This window comes from Methanomicrobium sp. W14 (assembly GCF_017875315.1).
Taxonomy (GTDB): domain Archaea; phylum Halobacteriota; class Methanomicrobia; order Methanomicrobiales; family Methanomicrobiaceae; genus Methanomicrobium.
Window position 1 is genome coordinate 480,478 of record NZ_JAGGMM010000003.1, and the last position, 19,126, is coordinate 499,603.

Here is a 19,126-nt window from a genome sequence, read left to right on the forward strand (position 1 = left end):
TCACGCTACCTGCCGTAGGGTTTTTTTGCAGGAGACAAGAGGTCTATCGTAATATCCGACGCCGTACAGGAGGTACATTATTACGTTGGCCATTAAAAGTATTACTAAATGAATCTTCAGGTTTTTTTAGTTATATAATCAGCCAGGCGGACATTTTTTGCATATCCCAAAATTTGTGTAAAAAGATAACCGAAAAAAAGACTTTTCTGTAAATGGTAAAAGGTTAATTAATTACATTCGGTTAATTGCTAAGGCTCACCTTTGTGCTGGCTTTTCAAAACACCTTTAAAAAGACATTTAGATAATATTTTTTAGAGATTAAATATTAACAATTAAACAAAATGTTTGCCGGTTTTTTGCTGTGACCACCAGAAATATGATATCCAAAGTTCTTCTTGCAGTATTCGTTTTATCCGCTGCCGTGTTCCAGGTGTACGCCGGCGACAGCCTGAAAGGGCAGGACTGCCTTAAAAATGATGACAACTTCACGTTTTCAAACACATCTGTGTACTTCTTCTACGGCAGCCACTGCAGTGCATGCCATAGGACAATGCCGGTTATAAAAGAGGCCGCAGAGAAATACCCGGATTTAACCGTTTATTACTATGACGTTGAGCTGTCTGACGAGAACCTTACGATTTTCTATGACTTCGCCGATAAATACGGTCTTTCGTACCCGGGCTATCCGATAATTTATACAGGCGACACAGTAGCGCTTGAAGGCTATAGCGAAATAAATTCGAACATCACCGAAGTCTTTGAAGGACTGAAAGAGGGACTGATACCTGACCTTTCATATGAGAAGAGATGGAAAAAAGAGCCTGAAGACAATTCCACGGGATACGCTTTACCGGATGAAAAAAACGGAGAAAACGGCCATTACCTTGACGCAGGCCTTGTATGCCTTGCAGGTCTTCTCGACGGAATCAACCCCTGTGCATTTGCGGTTCTGATATTCCTCCTTATTTCCCTGAACAAGGCCGGTTCAAAGAAGTTTGTGATTTTAACGGGCTTTTCATACATTGCCGGAGTCTACATCATATATATTCTTGCAGGACTTGGAATAATGAGTGCAGTTTCGGTGTCGGGATTTGCAGGTCCTTTTTCGGTAGCTGCGGGGCTGATTGCGGTGGTTGCGGGAATTATCAGTTTATACGAGGGCATATCCGAAAAAGCGGCGGTTTCTTTAAGGGTTCCTGAATTTACAAAGGGAATAATTGCGGAAAGGGCTAAAAAGGCGACTGTTCCCGGAGCTTTTGTTCTCGGGATTCTTGCGGGAGGCTTTGAGCTTCCGTGCACCGGAGGGATATATCTTGCGGTCCTTGGCCTTTTGTCTTCCTCCGTTGCTTTTGGAAGGGGATTTTTGTACCTTGTACTCTATAACCTGATGTTTGTCCTTCCGCTTGCGGCAATTGTCCTTCTTGTATCATTCGGGACGACTTCCCTTGCCGCAGATCTGTTCAGGAAGAAAAACAGGAGAGTTTTAAGGTTCATTATGGGTGCAGTGCTTCTTTTAATCGGCTTTTTTGCGTTTTTTGAGGGACTGACTCCCTACATGTGAATTTTTCGGCCTGCTCTTTTTGCATAAACCTTCTAAATTCCAAACGCCTGAAGAAATCCCGCCTTCTCAGGAAGAAAAACAGTATAAAAAATATTATTTGAACTGTCCCTATGAACTTCAGAAAGGCCGTTTTTTAGTTTTTACCGGACCAAAGATCAAAAATTTATTTGAGGGAAACCTTCTCAAATCCCTGGTTGTTGCAGATAGTATTCAACCTGTCAAAGACAGGTTCGCCAACGAACTCTGTGAATATCTCATTGGCCTTCTCTTCAGGGTCGACATCCGAGAACCTTTCGGGATAAACGGTCTTTCCTATGAAATACGCGTCCGCAATGACTGTAGCATAGTTGGTCGCACGATAGTTGTACGGAAGGGTCGCGTATACGTCACCGTTTTGCACTGCCTTCATATCAGAAAAGGCTGCACTTTTTATATCCTGAAAACCCCCTATTTCGTCCTCAACGCCAAGGGTCCCGGCATCTATGAATATATAATCGGGATCGGCATATAACAGGGATTCCTTTGAAAACTCGGTACTGTACATGTCCGTAATATTAGCAATATTCTCCACATTGCACCACGATAAAGGAACATACTGCGAACTCGTCGACATAAGTCCGTGTGCTCCTCCAAAAGAGAGCCCTCCTATATAGGCGGTTTTTCTTTCGGATTCGGAAAGATTTGCGGTTCTTTCCTGCAGGTCGTCTTTGCAGGACTTAATGTATGAAATTAATTCTTCGGCACGGTCCTCTTTTGAAAGGGCCTCTCCAAGAACCCTCAGCCCTGAAAACATCTCCTCAAGCCCTTCATCGTCCCTGAATGACCCCGGAGAAAATGCCACTACGGGAATATTGGTCTTTTGCTGCATGATATCCGCTGAAGATGTCGTCTGGCCGGACTCATTCATGACAGAATTCCCGGCCATAAATATGACCTGAGGGTTTAACAGCATCACCTGTTCGAGATTTGTACCGTCACCTCTGGTACTGATTACGGGCAGGTCTGAAAACCGGGGGTTTACGAGAGTATACGGCCTGCTGGTCTCGGTTTCGTCTTCCCCGCTTTCTATTCCGATAATTTTGTCCGAGGAGTCAAGATATGTGATGTACCTTGTACACGTTCCGCCGGATGAACACACTATGGTGTCAAGTTCGGAGGGGATGATAACTTCCCGCCCGTAGCTGTCGTTTATTGAAACCGAGGAGTTCACATCCCCACTGTAGCTGTACCCGCCTCCTGCCGCTGTACACCCGGAGGTTGCAACAGTGGCTGCAAGAATAACTGATGTTGCCAGCAGGATAAGACCTGTCTTAAAAAAAGTCAGAGTATTCTCAAATCCGGTCATAAAAAGCCCCTTCCTCTGAATTTATTTTCCGGGCATGGTTTTCCGGTACAAGATTTCTCTTCATACCTTCCACACCATCATACCGGTGTACATACCCTGCTTTGGCGGGCAGATTCCGTCTTTGGCCGAATTTCTGAAATAATCATTTATTTTGCCTTTTGCCGCATCATCAAGGGTGTGCTCACGACTTAAGCGCTCTATAGTACGAAGAGCCGCGTCCTCCCATTTTATCCCTTCTTTATGCCCGAAAGAGTTTATCTTTACAGACGGCCTGTACCCCGACAGGTAGAGGTACATGAACGGGTAATACAGACCGTTTCCGGGATGAAAACGGTGCGAGGGCATTTTTTTATTTTCTTCCTCCGGTTTTGGCTGCTGCTGGATTAAACTCTGTATGAGACTGTGAAACCCATCCTCTTCGGGTCTGCCCCCTCCGGCGAAGTTGCTGTAATAGCACAGATTTTTGGAGCATGCCATCATTTTTTCAAAGCTTTCGAGACCGTTGACAGCAGGTGTCATCGATGCAATTACAAGGTCGAAATTCTTCCGGAAACCGAGTTCGTCGATATCCGCACTCCACCATGAAAGCTCTCTTGAGTCTATCAAAAGATTTTCTTCTTCCGCCTCCTGCCTGAGCCTCTGAAGCATCCCGGATGCGATATCGACCGCCGTAACACTGGCACCCGCCTTTGCAAGAGGTATGGAAAGGGGCCCAGGACCGCAGCCTACGTCAAGGACTTTTGCACCTTCAGGGTTAAATCCCGCATCCTTAAGGAAACCGAATATCCCATCAGTCCTTTCACGGTGTCTTTCGGATTCGTCTCCCATATGGTCCCTGCCGTAATTTTCCGACATTTTGTTCCACCTCTCAGCCGTGCGGTTTTCATTGAAAAGACCCTGCATACCTTTTGAATTGTCCTTCCAGCACTCCACCCATTTTTCCAGGTTGTCGTTATTATCCATTCAAAACCTCCCAAGAAATCCAAAGTTAAAATACGCCTGTTTTATCCTTTTCAGGCCCTGCAGATTTTTCCTGTTCAGGCAGACATTCATACCATAAAGTGCTGCCCGGATGTTTCCTGACATTTACAATTGCGCCTTTACCGGCTGCCGGTAAACGTCAGAAAAAGACCTCAAACCTGTTGAATGCATGGTTTTAAGAACCGAAGCATGCCTTTATCAGGCATTCTCTGCAGGGCACGGGGAAACGGTCATATTTTTTAATGTTTAACAGGAGATCTATTATTACTTTGATTATTAAAAGTATTATTAAATGAATTTTCATCCAATATTTATAATATTTTATATCCGGCAGTTCATCCGAATGCTCAAAACGGTCACACCAAAATGTATAGCTGATGAAGAGATCTCCACTTTTAAATGGCAAATACCGTAATAAAACCAGAGACAGTCATAATAATCTGCGTCAGGCTTTTCGGGGGTTTGCAATATATAGTAAAAAAGGTGTTTAAATCATCCCTATGACTTCATAAGGGTTGTTTTCAGGGTCTTTGAGTTCGGAAAGCCGGCTGCCATTGACCTTAAACTCATAGATGGTGGTGTAGAGGCTGTCGAGGTCGTCAAGGTCCTTTACTTTTTCAACAGAACCGTAGATTTTTGAACCCCATGAAGGCCCCTCGTAGGGCGGCGATGTCGACGGAAGAGAAGCTATAACTATCCCGTCACCGTAATTTTCCCCGCTGTTCCACCTGACAAAGACTCCTGCCGGGCTTGTGCCGTATTTAGCTTTAAAAGCCTCCTGCGAGTCTTCTGTGAACCCTTCTGACACTACTGCAAGGTTCTTTTTTCCGGGAGTCAGGTCCCACATTACAGGGAATGCGTCAAGCTTGCATGAAGCCGATGTAAATACAGCCGTATATGAATCCGACTCTTCGGCAGGGAGTTTCTCCTCAACATATTTTGCAGGGACGTAGCCTCCGAGGACACCGGGGCATAAGTGGTTGTGAAGTGATGCGACAGTCATCAGGTCATACGGTGCACCGTATGCCCATGAGTTTGACAGGGAAAGAAGCGAAAACGCATTGCTCCCGAGAGCCTCTTCCGTTGCATTGCCGTCGTCAGTGTCCGCGAGCATCATGTAGATGTCGCCTGTGACAAGGTCTGCGGTCGAAAAAGTGTCATCTAAAGGCAGGTCCATTATCTGTCCCTTCGTCATCGTGTAATAGTCGTCACCGGGGACCAGATAAAGCCCCTTTCCAGTATCTTTGTTGTAGAAATAAATCCAGAGCGCCTTCCAGTCTCCGCGGTTTATCGAATACATATCCGCATCCCCGTTTGAAAGCCCGGATACGTTCGTTATGCCTGAAAGCACCTTATTTGTAGGATTTCCGTCTACAACCGCCCTTCCGGCGTTTGTCAGTACAAGAACGTCAGGGTCACCGTAGCCGAAATCAAGTTCGTCCATAGCAAGGATTGCGGCACGCTCTCCGAGCTGCTCCAATACATAATCATCCGTGGCATCGGCCATCGCCGGCATTATAAGCAGGCATAAAAGCACTACACCTGAAATAAGTTTTAAATAACCAGTCCTCATTTTTCCTCCGTTTAATCATCAGAACAGACATCTTCATGAAAAAAGTGCTTCCCTTCCTGAAAATCACATAAATCCGTAATAATTTTCCAAATCCATCACGCGGGCAATGAGTTCACGAATTACCAACCAGTTGTTAATGGACCTGTCCATTAAACTGCGAATGAATTCAGGACTAATTTACGGATTCTGCTGGTTCACTGACATTCGGCGGAAAGCGGCTTTTGAAGAAAAATCATATTCGCAACAATAAACCAAACCAATAATTATTATGTTTACTATTAAAAGTATTACTAAATTGATTTCATATCCCATTTAGATCATACCGCACAGTGAAAACAGCTCAAAGAGGTTAATATATAAAAATAATTAAGGATTACAATTTTTATTTATTAAAAACTTAAAATTCCAAAACAAATTCGTTGAAAAAATAAATTTATTTCAAATGGAATTATAATTTTTCTTCACATAATCAATGCAGAAAAATCATGTGAGATTTACCTTTTTAAGTCCAAGTCCGTTACAGTTTGCATTCAGCTTATCAAAGACAGGCTTTCCTTCAAACATCATATAGATTTCATCGGCTTTTTTTACCGGATCTATGTCGCTGAACCTGCCAGGGTAGACGACTTTTCCTATGTAATAAGCGTCAGCAAGAACTGTTTCAAGATTATTTCCTGCATGATTGTAAGGCAAAACGCTGTAGACATCACCGTTTTTCACTGCTTTCATATCAGAGAACGTATTACTCCTTATATCCTGAAATGCACCTGTTTCATCCATTAGGTTTAATGTTCCAGCGTCTATAAAGATATAATCAGGATCGGTATACAATAAAGACTCCTTTGAGTATTCCACGTAGTTGAGATCATAATCACCTGCAATATTTTTTACATGGACCCATTCGAACGGGGGGTAATTCGGCTGGGAAGACGTTATGCCATGAGGACCGCTGTGTGAAAGACCTCCTATATAAGCGGTTTTCTGCTCCGAATCAGTAATATTTTTGGTTCTCTCTTCAAGATCAGATATTGACAACTTAATATAGTCCACAAGCTCCCCGGCACGCTCAGTCCTGTTAAAAACATCTCCCATCAAACGGAATGTGGAGTACATCTGTTCTCTGCCTTCTTCGGTCAGAAGAGATCCGGTTGGGGCGGATATTACAGGAATATTAGTCTTTTTCTGCATTATGTCAGCATCAGACACCGTTCCAGGAGAGTCATTGAGGCTGGTACTGGTATAACCTGCCATAAACAGGACCTGAGGATTCAGCGTCATAATCTGTTCAAGATTTTCACCGGTCTTAGAAGATCCTATAGTCGGAAGGTCTGCAAACTGAGGATTTGCTATCTTATAAGGTCTTGTCTCATGCGAAGACGTATCATTTGTCTGTTCACCGCTTGAAACACCTGCCAGCAGGTCCGCAGCATCAAGATATACAATATATCTTACACCTGAACTTCCTGTGCATATAACACTGTTAATTTCAGACGGGACTGTAACCTCACGGCCAAATCCGTCAGTAATATTTACAAAACCTGAACTGTTGTTCTGGACGGGCTGAGTCACTTCAGTGCATCCTGAGATCAAAATAAAAGAAAATACAGTCACAATAGCAAGATTTTTCACTAAATAAGCTGGCTTCATACCTTTTTTGTCCTCCAGATCATCATTCCGTGACACCCGGAAGATTTTGGCTTGTAAATTCCGTTTTCCGAAGCATTTCTGTAATAATCACGGATATTTTCTTTTACTTCATCGTCAAGGAAACGACCATGCCCAAAGAACTTTATTGCACGCTCTGAAGCTTTATCGCATTCTTCTTCTCTTTGTCCCGGGCGGTTTATCCTTATATCAGGTGAATATCCTGAAAAATACAGGTACATAAACGGGAATATCATTGTATATGCCCCGTGATGATTACGCATTTTCCGGCCTGAGTTGTCTTCTCCTGAAATCATCTTCTGAATATCCATAAATGCCTTATCTTCTCCGACATTAAGAAAACTTGAATAATAACAGAGATCTTTTGAGCATGCCATCATTTTTTCAAGAGTGTCAGCATCGTTTATCGAAGGCGTCCTTGAAGCTATGACAAGGTCATATTTGCCCCTAAAACCAAGCTTGTCAATATCCGCCGACCACCAGGAGACAGCAGATGTGCTCACTGAAAAACCCTCTTCTTTTGCAGTTTTCGAAAGACGCTCAAGCACCCCCGGGGAAATATCAAGAGCAGTCACCTCGGCGCCCATCCGTGCAAGAGGAAGAGTCAGTACACCCGGACCGCATCCTATATCAAGGATTTTCTTACCTTTAGGATCGAACCCAAAGTCTTTCAGAAAATCAATCGTTTCGATAGTCGACCTTTTAATATGGTCGTCTTCAAAATCTCCTGGGGGCCTTTCATGGCGTTTATCCCATCTTTTATCCCATGCATCCGCAAGTTTTTTTTCATCCTGCTCCTCCTGAACAAAAGAGGTTACAGCTTTCCAGCATTCGCTCCAGCATTCAAGATTCCAGGAATTATCAGGTTTAGTGTCCATGGTTCTTATCCTGTTAAAAATGAAAAAAGAGAGGTTATTTTTAAAGTGAAACAACCTCTATTCACTTATTTACGGCTGAATTGTCATATCGTAAGAGGAGATCATATCTCCTTCTTTATCATAGACTTCAAGTGTAATTGTCTTGCCAATATTGAACTGGTTGTTAAAGCCGTCAACTTCAGGACGACCGCTGCCGTCATAATTATCATACGCATCGTAGTACGGTTCAACTTTAGCTCCTGTCGCAGGATAAGTATGACCATGCCAGGTACCACCTTTATCATAATCAAGAAGACCACTTAATGCAAGGTCACCGTTCAATGCGTCCCCGTCATTGATAACATACATTGTCTCACCCGGAAGCCATGACACAACACCTGAAGTACCATGCTGCTCAATCCAGTAAATATGGCTGCCGTCAACCTGTTTTCCATTTGTAATTGTCGAAAAGTTAAGTTTTCTCGAACCGAAACTACTCATACCGTTTCCGAACTCCTCTGAAGGTCTGACCAGAATTTCAAGGTCAGAAATCTCAAGGCTGTCACCACCGCCATGCGTCATTGTAAGGCCGTTTGACTGACTGTATGTTCCGGAAATTGTAGCCTGAGGTGCGGAATTGTCGGCAGTCATCATATTGCCGGCGAACGCACTCACTACAGCTGCTATAATCACAGTCACAACAAGCATAAGCATGACTGCAACAACAGGTGACACACCTGAATCACGGTTTACACTATCATAAAACTTCATGTTTCAGGCCTCCACTGTAACATCTTTCTGCCATATCGTTTTGCCGCTCGGCGTATGGACTACCGTAACGGTAACTACATCTCCTGCACGGAGATTTTCCCATCCTTTTCCAAGAACTGCCTGCATCTGGTCAGTTTGCTTGTCGGAATAGAACTGGGCGTCAGTACGGTGCTGCAACCCGGAACTCTGGTTAGAGTATCTGCTTGATAAGTGTGAATAATATACGCAGGTAGACGTGCCATAACTGTATTGCCACTGGCTTTGAGGCCCGTATCCTACGTCAAAACCCTCGTATCCACCGGAAACCGGAGAAGAACTCTTTCCAAAAGGCTGTGCCCACAATGTTGTGCCTGTAGTAAGCGAATAATTTCCAAAGTCGTTTAAGGTACCGTCATGATGACCGCCTCCGGTCGTATGATCACCCTCCATACCTACACCTGTCCCATAACCCAGAGGTGAAACATAAGAATAGTTATCCTCATTATTATCATTAGACCAAGGTGAATAGTGAACGCGTGTATTGGTTACTCCAGGAATAACTGTCGCACCTCCCGAGACAGGCTCTCCGTCGGTGTAATCCGTGGCACTCCATTCCGTCGTAATCTTCAGATCACTTGAAGGAATTGCTGAATCCACACCGGTAACAGTTGCAGTGAAGTAAGTCCCCGGCCAGTATCCGTTATTGACAATTTTCACATCCATAGTCAGGCTCGGCGCCTTTTCCGTAGTGTCAAGCAGTGATCCCGCAAAACCACTTACTGCCGCAGCGATGATTATTGTCACGACAAGCATAAGCATAACTCCGACAACAGGAGACACCGCCGAGTCATTTTCGAACTTTGATTTTATGCCAATATTATATGCTGAAACATTTTTTTTCATGACAAATCACCTCAGGAAGTCACCGTTACCTTCGTTTTTGCTATCAGGTTTCCGCTCGTATCACTTACTGTAAGAACAAAATCCCTGCCTATGTTGTTTACATTATACAAACACAGGGACCAGCGGTTTTTGTACTTGTCATTATGGTACTGCGACTTGTCATTATCATAGTCATAACCATCAGGACATATTCCCGGCTGGAGATAATCCGGGGCACAATATCTTTCACCGATGTAAATAGAACTACCTGCCACAAAAGAAGTCATATTGTAAGAACCGCTCGGTCCCATAACATCCTCAACTTTTCCGTCAGCGTTGTAGTATGTCATAGTCGACTTGTTGAGTGTCTGTTTAGTTACTGTATCAACATCAGGACCAAATGTCTCTCCGTCATAGATTCCAAATACAACTTTATGCATAGCAATGGGGTCTCCACCGGTATGGGTTATACGCATCCCGTCTGACAGGCTGAATGTACCCTTTATCGTTGCCTGGGGTGTCTTATCAGAGCTTGTCATTATACCCCCGGCAAACCCGCTTACAACTGCCGCAATGATAATTGTCACAACCAGCATAAGCATGACACCGACAACAGGAGACACCGCATCAGACTCGGATTTAAGTAATTTTTCTGACTTCATCTTCTTATCCCTCCGTAACACCGACCTCTTTGCTGAGGATCACTTTGCCTGTCGGCATGTAGACAAAATTCACCTGAACCTTGTCTCCCGAACGGAGTGCTTCCCATCCTTCACCAAGAACATACTCAGCAGCGTCCATTCTCTTGTCTTCACCGGAAGTGTAATTGAATTCATTCGGAATACCATACCCTGAACCACTATTCTGAGTGACCAGGCCGCCTACTGCATCATCGTCACCTTCTTTTGCTCCTGCCGGAATTGCAAGAAGACCCGTCCCCTGTATCAGAGTAAAGTTGCCGAAATCCTGATCCACAGTGTAGGGATACGTTACATTACTCGTCCCGTCTATACCGTTTCCAAAGCCAAACGGAGCACCCAATCCAACGTTCAGGCCGTCACCGGCAATGCGTTTGGTTACTCCCGGAGTGACTGTTGATCCACCTACAACCGTTTTACCATCTTTCTTTGTTGACCAGGAAGTGATAATTTTCAGGTCATTTGTGGAGATAGGCTCACTTACTCCAAGAACTGTTGCGGTAAATCCGCTTCCTACCCAACTGCCGGTATTGGATATTTTGATATCCATGCTGAGGGAAGGAGCCTTCTGATTGCTGCCCATCATCCCTCCGGCAAAACCGCTTACAACAGCGGCAATAATTATAGTAACCACCAGCATCAGCATGACGCCGACAACAGGTGATACTCCTCTTTCGTCCAATCCTCTTTTCATAAAATGCATAAAATACCAGACCTTCCAAAATGTGAATTCTGATAACAATGTTGAATTAATTATGTATAGAGTAATACATAATTTAATTTTATTATTAAAAATCACTTAAGTTTAAATTTTATGATTTGATTTTATTATACATAACAGTTAATTTATTGTTAACACAAGCAGAAATTTTTGATATTTCAGCAGATAACAGAAATTGCAAAAGATTACACAGAGATCTACTTTACAGGGCGAATGGAATATATAATTATTATATGATCTTAGGAATACAAATTTATTTTAGTTAGGTTAGAAAAAATAACCAACCTGGCTTTCCAGACCTGATCGAAGCTGTTTACACAGGGTGATCCCAGAAACGGCATTTTTCAGATGAAATATCCGCAAAAATAAAAAAATAATCAGAATTTTTCAAAAAAAATGGTTATTCAGTCTTTAAATTATGCCTGCGCACCCAGCTTTTTTATGATGTCAAAAACGGCAGGCACACTGGCTTCGACCTCTTTTCCAAGAAGTCCTGCCGAAAGAATTTCAGGGTTCTGCTTAAACTCGGCGATAATCTTTTCCTTGTCGTCGATATTGTCCCTCAGATACCCCGAAGTCGTATCGTCTGTCTTGTTGAGGATATAATACAGGGGGAGGTCAATGACGCCCGACATCCTCTTTACATCCTTTGAAAGACGCAGGGACTCGTATGACGGGTCAACGACCATAAGAATCACGTCGCAGACACCGTCTACACCCCTTCCGAAATGCTCTATTCCGGCTTCAGTGTCGATTATCACGACTTCGTCGTCTTCGGTTTTAAGGTCTGACAAGAACTTCTTGGACAAAACCCCCATCGGGCATGCACACCCTTCGCCGGGTTCGTGGATTTTTCCGATTGCAACAAGTCCGAGGCTGCCTTTTTTTGTAATATAACCTCCAGGAATTTCATCAATCGTCCAGTTGCACATGGAGACTTCCTGTCCCTCCTTCTCGGATTTCCTTAAACCGTCCATCATCTCTCTTTTGCCGCCGAAATACTCCATAAGGTCTTTCGGGGGCTGCATCCCCAAAATCCGGTTGAGACCGGCGTTTGACTCGTCTGTGTCAACTACAAGAACCTTTCGTCCTTCCTTAATATATTCTCCTGCAAGAAGGGAGACGATTGTGCTCTTTCCGCTCCCGCCTTTGCCGCAGATTACCATTTTCATAATAAAACACTTCTTTATTAAAATTTAGTGTTACACTATTAAATCATTATCTTATTTAATTGCCTTAAGAACCGGTTAAACGCATATATTTAACAGGAACATAAAAATAAAAAAGACGTCCCGGCCCCTGAAAAAAGGTTATATTCAGTGCGAATGGCAGCATAAACCCATTCTTGACCCTACAAGTTTTTTTGTGTATTCGTTTCCGGGGGAAAGCATAATGTCATGGGCGTTTCCCGCCTCGACAATCTTTCCTGACTTCATTACAGCAATCCTGTCTGCAATCTTTAAGGTAAGAGCAAGGTCGTGCGAGATGTAGATCATCGCAAAACCACGCCTGTTCTGGAGTCCCTTCAAAAGTCTCATTACGTTTGCAGAAGTCGAAACGTCAAGTGCCGATGTTATCTCGTCTGCAATCAGAAGCTTCGGCCTCATGACCATCGCACGTGCAAGGGCAACCCTCTGCCTCTGGCCCCCGGAAAGCTCGCCGCAGTATTTTTTCACAAAGAAATCGTCAGAAGGAAGCCTTACAAGTGAAAGGGCTTCTGAGACCATTTTTACCCTGTCCGCAGAAGACCCGATTTTATTTATGTCAAGAGGCTCTTTTACGGCGTCAAGGACGGTAAACCTGCTGCTTGTGGCGCTGAAAGGGTCCTGGAAAACTATCTGGACACCGTCAAAACAGGAACCGCACCCACCTGGCAGAAGGGGCTTTCCCCGAAACTTAACGCTGCCTGAAAACGGCTTTTCCACTCCCGCAAGCATATGGGCCAGGGTAGACTTCCCGCTGCCCGTCTGCCCGACGACAGCAAAGACCTCACCCTCCTTCACATCAACGGAGACACCGCCGACTGCCAAAAGCTCCTTTTTGCCAGGCAGAGAGTATTTGAATTCAAGGTTTTCAGCCTCAAGGAGAGTGATGATTCCGCCCCTGTGGCACGCTATCATGCGGCCTTTTCCGCATTCGCAGAGTTCAGGCTTTGACAACCCGCATTCCTTTGTCTTCTGGGTGCAGCGTGGCGAAAACGGGCAGCCCGAAGACTCCGTGCCATACAAAGAGTCTCCCGGAATCCCCCACAGGTCCTTGTAGATGAATATGTCAGGAGTCGAGTTCACAAGCCCCCTCGTATAAGGATGACAGGGAGAGACTATCACCTCACGTGCAGGCCCGCTCTCGACGACTCTTCCGGCGTACATAACGGCAATGTCTGATGCAACAGACGACACAAAAGTGATGTCATGCGATATGACAATCATTGTGTAGCTGAATTCGTTCTTAAGCTTCATCAGAAGGTCGCGTATTTCCTTTCTTGCAAACGCATCAAGAGCCGATGTCACCTCGTCAAGGATAAGAAGCTTCGGCCTGCAGGAAATGGCCATTGCGAGAAGCACCCTCTGCCTCATTCCTCCCGAAAGCTGGTGCGGGTATGAGTTCATCCACGATGGTTCAAGTCCGACGGCCTCAAACAGGGATGCACACCTGTATTCAGCCTCATCACGGGAAATTTGAAGGTGTTTTATCATCGGCTCAATAACCTGCGGCCCTGTTTTCATGACAGGATTTAATATCTCAAGTGCGTTCTGGAAGACCATTGCAATCTCTTTCCAGCGGAACCTGTCCATTTCAGGTTCGGAAATACCTGAAATCATACTGCCTTCATACAGTATTTCACCCGAAACCTCAGTATTTTCGGGAAGAAGCCCCATAATCCCAAGTGCAAGCGTGGTCTTTCCGCTTCCGGATTCACCGACGATTCCAAGGACATCACCCTCTTTTAACTCCAGGGATACACCGTCAACAGCCTTTACGGAACTATCTCCTGCCATGTACGTGCACTCAAGGCCTTTAACCGAAAGCATAAATCAGCTCTTCCCCCCTGTTTTTCTCAACAGCTTCGGGTCAAGGACACGCTCCATATCCCTGCTTATGAAGGCAAGGCATAAAAGAAGAAATATCAGCATGAAAAGGGGCGGAAGAAGCCACCACTGCCAGTACGGAGTAAAATATATCGAACGAAAACTCGTCGCGTAATTTATCATCATCCCCCAGCTCTTCGAGGTGGGGTCACCAAGTCCCAGAAAAGCAAGTCCTGTCTCGGCAACTATAGCATGCGAGGATATTCCTATGATAAGCACCAGAAGAATCGGGAGGACTTCAGGGAATATGTGTTTTCTCAGCAGGTAAAACGGTTTTGCACCGAACATCCTCGCGGACACTATGTAGCTGTTCTTTTTTATCGACAGAGTCTGAGAACGTGCCAGGCGTGCAGGTTTCGCCCAGCTGAAAAGGACAAGTATTATTATAACGTTCACGATGCTCGGGCCCAGAAACGCCGAGATTACAATCAGAAGCGGAAGACTCGGAAGGGCCATCGTGACATCGATTACCCTCATCAGGACTTCGTCGAAGATTCCCCCGCGGTAGCCTGCCAGAATTCCAAGGGCACCGCCGCCGAAACCTGCGATAAAAGCTACAGCAAGACCTATCGTAAGGCTCATCCTTGCACCGTAGCACACCTGCGACCATATATCCATCCCGAGTTCGTCGGTCCCGAGGACATGCCCCGGGTCAGGCGATTCAAGGGAATCACCCGTTATTTTGTCAGGCGGGTACACTGTTATAAGTGGTGCGAATACTGCCATCATAACAATTAAAAAAAGTCCTGCAACACCAATTTTGCCCTCTATGCTGAACTTTGAAAATGTACTTTTAAAGCTTTTAACAAGTTCATTCACATTTTCACGGGATACTTTCAGGATACGGCCAGGCTCCTGCAGTGAAGCTTTAAAACCGTTCATACCGACACCCTCGGGTCAAGCTTTCCGTAGATTCTGTCGACAGTCAGGTTGCAGGCAAGTATCGCTATTGCAAGGACAAGCAGAATCCCCTGTATAAGAGGGTAGTCACGACCTACAACAGCCGTCCTTAAAGTCATCCCAATTCCGGGATAGCTGAAAACGCTTTCGACAAGGACTGCGCCTCCCATCATGATTCCTATCATGAAGCCCGTCCTCGTAACGACAGGAAGAAGGGCGTTTCTTAAGGCATGCCTCTTCCAGACGTTCTTCTCTCCTATTCCCTTTCCGCGTGCCGTTCTTATGTAGTCCTTCGTCATGACCGTTATCAGGGTGTTTCTTGTGAGAAGGTACACACCTGTAAGCTGTGCAAGCGACAGAGCAACTACAGGCAGAAACGCGTGATACAAAACGTCTCCCGCAAAATAGAATACGTTTGGATAGTCTGCAAACGGCGTTACGGCGCCTGCAAGCGGGAATAGTCCAAGATAGGCCCCGAATATCAAAAGAAGGATAAGCCCCAGGAGAAATGACGGGATTTCCGCAAAAGCAATCATTCCTGTCATCATAAGCCTGTCGCTCTTTTTCTTCCTGTTTTTTGCTGAAATCATCCCCAGAAAGACACCAAAGACCGTACTGAGAGCCGTTGACAACAGGACAATTAATATCGTCCACGGCAAATGGATTCTTATTACGTCGATTACAGGCATTTTGTAGTATATGCTCTTACCCAGATTCCCTGATGCCAGGTTTCTGAGGTATATTGCAAACTGCTCGTAGATTGGTCTGTCCATCCCATAATAGCTGATATAATACTCCCTCTGCTCCTCTGTCATCACGATTACGTCCTCTCCTGCCTCATCTGAAGAAGTCGTCGAAAAAGGGTCTCCCGGCATCATCCTGGGAAGAAAAAAATTTATGGCAAGGATTACAAGGACAGTCAGAAAAAGCCTGAATATAAACGAACTCCTGCCATCCTTCATAAAAAACCTTCAGAAGTCCTTTACCTTCCAGGTCATCATCCCGGTATAGACGTCAGTTTCGGAGCGGTATATACCGTCAGGCGAAGCCTTTTTGTAGCATTCTCGAATGACATTCAGGGTGTCTTCGTCACACTCGCGGCTGCGGCCGACAAATTCTGCGGTCTTTCTGCCGGCTTCCTCCCACGGCGACTCCTCCTTCCATACGGAATGGCTTATCCTTACTTCCGGGTGATAACCCAGAAGATAAAGGTACATAAACGGGTACATCATCCCGTTCGCGTAACCGGCCGGGTTCTCCCTTCCCGTAAGCATAAATATCTCGTTTTGGACAGGGTCTCCGCCCCTTTTAAGGAAATTGCTGTAGTAGCACATGCCCTTTGAGCACGCCATCATCTTTTTAAAGCTGTCAAAATCCTTTACTCCCGGAGTCATAGAGGCAAGCACAAGGTCAAATCCGTCCCGAAAGCCGAGGCTGTCAATGTCGGCAGTCCACCACGAGCATTCGGCGATGTCTATTGCAAGGGACTCTTTTTTTACTGTTTCTTTGAGCTTTTCAAGCATTCCCGAGGAAATGTCGACCGCCGTAACCTTCGCACCCGTCTTTGCGAGAGGAATTGCAAGAGTTCCAGGCCCGCACCCTATGTCTAAAACCTTCTTTCCCTCCGGGGAAAATCCGGATGATTCAAGAAAAGAAAGAATTTCATCAGTCTTCTTTCCTCTCCAGGCATCCCTCATGCCGGCGGCAAACTCACCTGACCTCTTGTCCCAGAAGCAGGCGGTCTTTTTTTCGTCGTAAAAGCCTGTATTCACTACACTCTGCGTCCAGCAGTCCGTAATGAATTTTATGTTATCGTTCTGCTGCAATTCCTTCCCTCTTCAAATATGACAGTTTGCTATGCGTCCTTGCGTGGTGGTCGTACATGTTCATCCAGCCGTCGTATGTCGAAATCCTCCATGCATCTGTGCTTGTGGTATAATACAGCGGTATTGCAGGGACTTCTTCGGCAAGGACTTTTTGCATTTCGTATATAATCTCCTTTCTTTCGCTTTCGTTGGTCTCGTGAAGCTCCTCTTCGCCGAGTTCGTTTATCGTGTCGTTGTGGTAGCCGTATACCGCCGCTCCGGATACCACTGCCGTACTGCTTCCCGTCTCATCCGAATACCTTGTGCGGAGATAGTCGGCGTCCTGGCCCCATCCCCCGAAACCGCTTACCAGAAGCTCATAATCGCCGCTGTTGAGATTTGCATCACGGGACTTGCTCTCAAGAGCCCTGACATCGATATTTATTCCGACATCACCGAGCCTCTCCTTCAAAAGCTCTCCTATCCTTGCCTCACCGCTTCCGACGGTCAGAACAAACGAAAGTTTTTCCCCGTCCCTGTCAAGGACCCCGTCACCGTCGGTGTCCTTCCAGCCGGCCTCTTTTAATAGCTCCTCTGCCTTCTGCGGGTCATAAGAATACGCGGGCTGGTCAGGGTTGTACCAGATATGATCGTCCGGAAGAATTCCCAGATTGCCGGATTTTCCGGCCCCTCTCGCTATCTTTTCGACAAGTTCATCGCGGTCTATCGCATAGGCAAACGCCTGCCTGACTTTTTTGTCGTCCAGGGCCGGGCATTTCTTCATATTGAAATAAAAGTCATAGCCCCAGAAAGCAGGCTGCTCTACAAGCCTTATGTCGGAGTCCCCCGAAAACCTGTCGAGGACATCCGGAGAAACGCTTGTAAAGTCTATATCACCCTGCTCGAAGGCAATCATGGAGTCACTTACCGGAACAAACTCTATTGTCTTTACGGCAGTCTCCGGCCCCCAGAAGTTCCCGTTTGAAACGAACCTGTACGAACCGTGCTCCTTGTTGTATTCACCAAGAATATAAGGCCCCGTTCCAGTGACAGCGTCGGGTTCAAGGTAATTAACCGGGTCTGACACATTTTCATATATATGCTTAGGGATTACCAGAAATCCGGTCATTTTATACAAAAATGTCGCCGCAGGCTCTTTGAGGACGAACTTTACCGCGTGCGGACCGGCAACCTCAACTCTATCCACAATTCCGGATTCGATGCCTCCTGAAACCGGCACGTTTTCAAGCTCATAGTCATAGGTGAACTTTACGTCGTCTGCTGTAAAGGGTTCCCCGTCCTGCCAGTTCACGTTGTCGCGAAGGTAAAACATATACTCACGACCGTCTTCGCTGACGGTCCAGTTTTCGGCAAGCCAGGGGATTATTCCTTTTTCGTCCCTTTCGACAAGACTGTCAAATATAAGCCTTACCTTCGAAGACCCGGGACCCCGCGGGTATATTGTAAAAGGCTGGGGATAACCATAATCACCGCCTGAAAGGTGCACGACATCAGCAGCCAGTACACCCGAAGAATTGTTTTCCGAAACAGAACCGCCGCCTGAAGACTGCTGACCGGTGCAGCCTGACGACATTACCAAAAACACAGCTATTAAAAGCACCCCGGCCAGGATTTTCTGATATTTTTTCATAGAACCACTCCACCGCAAATAGACCCCGAAAAACTGCTGCAAAAAAAGGGCAGAATCCTGATATCAGTGATAATTCAGGGCAACAAGTCTTACAGAACAACTGAAAAACACCCTAAAAACAGGAATCATTTAAGCAAAATCCAACATCAACCCTTTTATTTAGCAGTTATTATGATCTATTCAGATACTTACTTTTAGATTGTAATATCTGTATCTATAAATGTATTACTAAATTGATATTTTATTAAAAATCATAATTATTTAGTCACATTAAAAAGATTTTTATGGATAATAACACAAAATTGGACATTTTTTGAATTTTCAGGAAAAACGCACCATAAATTACTTAAGAGAGATATTTTTGATTTATAACTGAAGCAGTTACCCGGGACCGGTTTAGCAGTCATAAATTAATCTGGAAAAAAATTAAAAATAAGTGTTATATTAAAGTGTAATAAAAAAATTTAAAAAAATATTATATAATACACAAAAACAAACATTTATGATAACTGTTGTGCCACAACTAATATGAATGCCGGATCTGGCAGGATAATTAAATTAATAGTTATGTAAGTAAATTTTTATTTACGTTACTCTGCAAATGCGGGATCAATAACTGACAAATGCATAAAAATATAATCGCAGGGA

Annotated in this window: 16 protein-coding genes; 1 reads left to right on the forward strand and 15 read right to left on the reverse strand. The window is 44.9% G+C overall.

Annotated elements, in window-relative coordinates; all coding sequences use genetic code 11:
- Positions 1–376: 376 nt before the first annotated feature.
- Complete coding sequence (locus tag J2128_RS11560) at positions 377–1,561, forward strand: cytochrome c biogenesis protein CcdA (RefSeq protein WP_209691584.1); 1,185 nt, start codon at positions 377–379, stop codon at positions 1,559–1,561.
- A 163-nt stretch (positions 1,562–1,724) separates the two neighbouring features.
- Here the strand turns inward: J2128_RS11560 and J2128_RS11565 are convergent, their stop codons facing one another.
- The 15 genes from J2128_RS11565 to J2128_RS11635 all read right to left on the reverse strand — a co-directional run bounded on the left by J2128_RS11565 (position 1,725) and on the right by J2128_RS11635 (position 18,478).
- Positions 1,725–2,906 (reverse strand): ABC transporter substrate-binding protein, encoded by a 1,182-nt coding sequence (locus tag J2128_RS11565; protein ID WP_209691585.1) that lies wholly within the window; start codon positions 2,904–2,906, stop codon positions 1,725–1,727.
- A 60-nt stretch (positions 2,907–2,966) separates the two neighbouring features.
- The gene (locus tag J2128_RS11570; RefSeq protein ID WP_209691586.1) at positions 2,967–3,869 is read right to left on the reverse strand and encodes a bifunctional 2-polyprenyl-6-hydroxyphenol methylase/3-demethylubiquinol 3-O-methyltransferase UbiG; all 903 of its coding nucleotides are present in this window, start codon (positions 3,867–3,869) and stop codon (positions 2,967–2,969) included.
- 505 nt (positions 3,870–4,374) lie between these two features.
- Positions 4,375–5,460 carry an FmdE family protein gene (locus J2128_RS11575; protein ID WP_209691587.1) on the reverse strand — a complete coding sequence of 362 codons (1,086 nt, stop codon included), beginning with the start codon at positions 5,458–5,460 and terminating at the stop codon, positions 4,375–4,377.
- A 483-nt stretch (positions 5,461–5,943) separates the two neighbouring features.
- A complete protein-coding gene (locus J2128_RS11580) occupies positions 5,944–7,107 on the reverse strand; it encodes an iron ABC transporter substrate-binding protein (protein WP_209691588.1) in 1,164 nt (387 codons plus the stop codon).
- The gene (locus tag J2128_RS11585) at positions 7,104–8,003 is read right to left on the reverse strand and encodes a bifunctional 2-polyprenyl-6-hydroxyphenol methylase/3-demethylubiquinol 3-O-methyltransferase UbiG (protein WP_209691589.1); all 900 of its coding nucleotides are present in this window, start codon (positions 8,001–8,003) and stop codon (positions 7,104–7,106) included. Before J2128_RS11585 ends, J2128_RS11580 begins: the two co-directional genes overlap by 4 nt.
- 69 nt (positions 8,004–8,072) lie before the next feature.
- Positions 8,073–8,753 carry a type IV pilin gene (locus tag J2128_RS11590; protein ID WP_209691590.1) on the reverse strand — a complete coding sequence of 227 codons (681 nt, stop codon included), beginning with the start codon at positions 8,751–8,753 and terminating at the stop codon, positions 8,073–8,075.
- 3 nt (positions 8,754–8,756) lie between these two features.
- A complete protein-coding gene (locus J2128_RS11595) occupies positions 8,757–9,635 on the reverse strand; it encodes a type IV pilin N-terminal domain-containing protein (RefSeq protein WP_245323704.1) in 879 nt (292 codons plus the stop codon).
- Between the two features lie 11 nt (positions 9,636–9,646).
- On the reverse strand, positions 9,647–10,276 hold the full coding sequence (locus tag J2128_RS12800; RefSeq protein ID WP_245323705.1) for a type IV pilin N-terminal domain-containing protein: 630 nt from the start codon (positions 10,274–10,276) through the stop codon (positions 9,647–9,649).
- 4 nt (positions 10,277–10,280) lie between these two features.
- Positions 10,281–11,006: a type IV pilin N-terminal domain-containing protein gene (locus J2128_RS11605; RefSeq protein ID WP_245323706.1), complete on the reverse strand. Its 726-nt coding sequence runs from the start codon at positions 11,004–11,006 to the stop codon at positions 10,281–10,283.
- A 443-nt stretch (positions 11,007–11,449) separates the two neighbouring features.
- Positions 11,450–12,205, reverse strand: a complete 756-nt coding sequence (locus J2128_RS11610) for an AAA family ATPase (RefSeq protein WP_209691592.1) — start codon at positions 12,203–12,205, stop codon at positions 11,450–11,452.
- A gap of 144 nt (positions 12,206–12,349) precedes the next feature.
- On the reverse strand, positions 12,350–14,065 hold the full coding sequence (locus tag J2128_RS11615; protein ID WP_209691593.1) for an ABC transporter ATP-binding protein: 1,716 nt from the start codon (positions 14,063–14,065) through the stop codon (positions 12,350–12,352).
- Between the two features lie 3 nt (positions 14,066–14,068).
- Positions 14,069–15,004, reverse strand: a complete 936-nt coding sequence (locus J2128_RS11620) for an ABC transporter permease (RefSeq protein WP_209691594.1) — start codon at positions 15,002–15,004, stop codon at positions 14,069–14,071.
- A complete protein-coding gene (locus J2128_RS11625) occupies positions 15,001–15,984 on the reverse strand; it encodes an ABC transporter permease (RefSeq protein ID WP_209691595.1) in 984 nt (327 codons plus the stop codon). The genes J2128_RS11620 and J2128_RS11625 overlap by 4 nt, the downstream gene beginning before the upstream one ends.
- A 9-nt stretch (positions 15,985–15,993) precedes the next feature.
- A complete protein-coding gene (locus J2128_RS11630; protein WP_209691596.1) occupies positions 15,994–16,848 on the reverse strand; it encodes a class I SAM-dependent methyltransferase in 855 nt (284 codons plus the stop codon).
- Positions 16,832–18,478 carry an ABC transporter substrate-binding protein gene (locus J2128_RS11635; RefSeq protein ID WP_209691597.1) on the reverse strand — a complete coding sequence of 549 codons (1,647 nt, stop codon included), beginning with the start codon at positions 18,476–18,478 and terminating at the stop codon, positions 16,832–16,834. Before J2128_RS11635 ends, J2128_RS11630 begins: the two co-directional genes overlap by 17 nt.
- Between the last annotated feature and the right edge of the window lie 648 nt (positions 18,479–19,126).

Excerpts from the sequence above, each read along its gene's own strand:
- J2128_RS11595 (WP_245323704.1), bottom strand. The coding sequence starts at position 9,635 with ATGAAAAAAAATGTTTCAGCATATAATATTGGCATAAAATCAAAGTTC.
- J2128_RS11575 (WP_209691587.1), bottom strand. The coding sequence starts at position 5,460 with ATGAGGACTGGTTATTTAAAACTTATTTCAGGTGTAGTGCTTTTATGC.
- J2128_RS11585 (WP_209691589.1), bottom strand. The coding sequence starts at position 8,003 with ATGGACACTAAACCTGATAATTCCTGGAATCTTGAATGCTGGAGCGAA.
- J2128_RS11605 (WP_245323706.1), bottom strand. The coding sequence starts at position 11,006 with ATGAAAAGAGGATTGGACGAAAGAGGAGTATCACCTGTTGTCGGCGTC.
- J2128_RS11590 (WP_209691590.1), bottom strand. The coding sequence starts at position 8,753 with ATGAAGTTTTATGATAGTGTAAACCGTGATTCAGGTGTGTCACCTGTT.
- J2128_RS11620 (WP_209691594.1), bottom strand. The coding sequence starts at position 15,004 with ATGAACGGTTTTAAAGCTTCACTGCAGGAGCCTGGCCGTATCCTGAAA.
- J2128_RS11625 (WP_209691595.1), bottom strand. The coding sequence starts at position 15,984 with ATGAAGGATGGCAGGAGTTCGTTTATATTCAGGCTTTTTCTGACTGTC.
- J2128_RS11570 (WP_209691586.1), bottom strand. The coding sequence starts at position 3,869 with ATGGATAATAACGACAACCTGGAAAAATGGGTGGAGTGCTGGAAGGAC.
- J2128_RS11610 (WP_209691592.1), bottom strand. The coding sequence starts at position 12,205 with ATGAAAATGGTAATCTGCGGCAAAGGCGGGAGCGGAAAGAGCACAATC.
- J2128_RS11560 (WP_209691584.1), top strand. The coding sequence starts at position 377 with ATGATATCCAAAGTTCTTCTTGCAGTATTCGTTTTATCCGCTGCCGTG.
- J2128_RS12800 (WP_245323705.1), bottom strand. The coding sequence starts at position 10,276 with ATGAAGTCAGAAAAATTACTTAAATCCGAGTCTGATGCGGTGTCTCCT.
- J2128_RS11635 (WP_209691597.1), bottom strand. The coding sequence starts at position 18,478 with ATGAAAAAATATCAGAAAATCCTGGCCGGGGTGCTTTTAATAGCTGTG.
- J2128_RS11615 (WP_209691593.1), bottom strand. The coding sequence starts at position 14,065 with ATGCTTTCGGTTAAAGGCCTTGAGTGCACGTACATGGCAGGAGATAGT.
- J2128_RS11565 (WP_209691585.1), bottom strand. The coding sequence starts at position 2,906 with ATGACCGGATTTGAGAATACTCTGACTTTTTTTAAGACAGGTCTTATC.
- J2128_RS11580 (WP_209691588.1), bottom strand. The coding sequence starts at position 7,107 with ATGAAGCCAGCTTATTTAGTGAAAAATCTTGCTATTGTGACTGTATTT.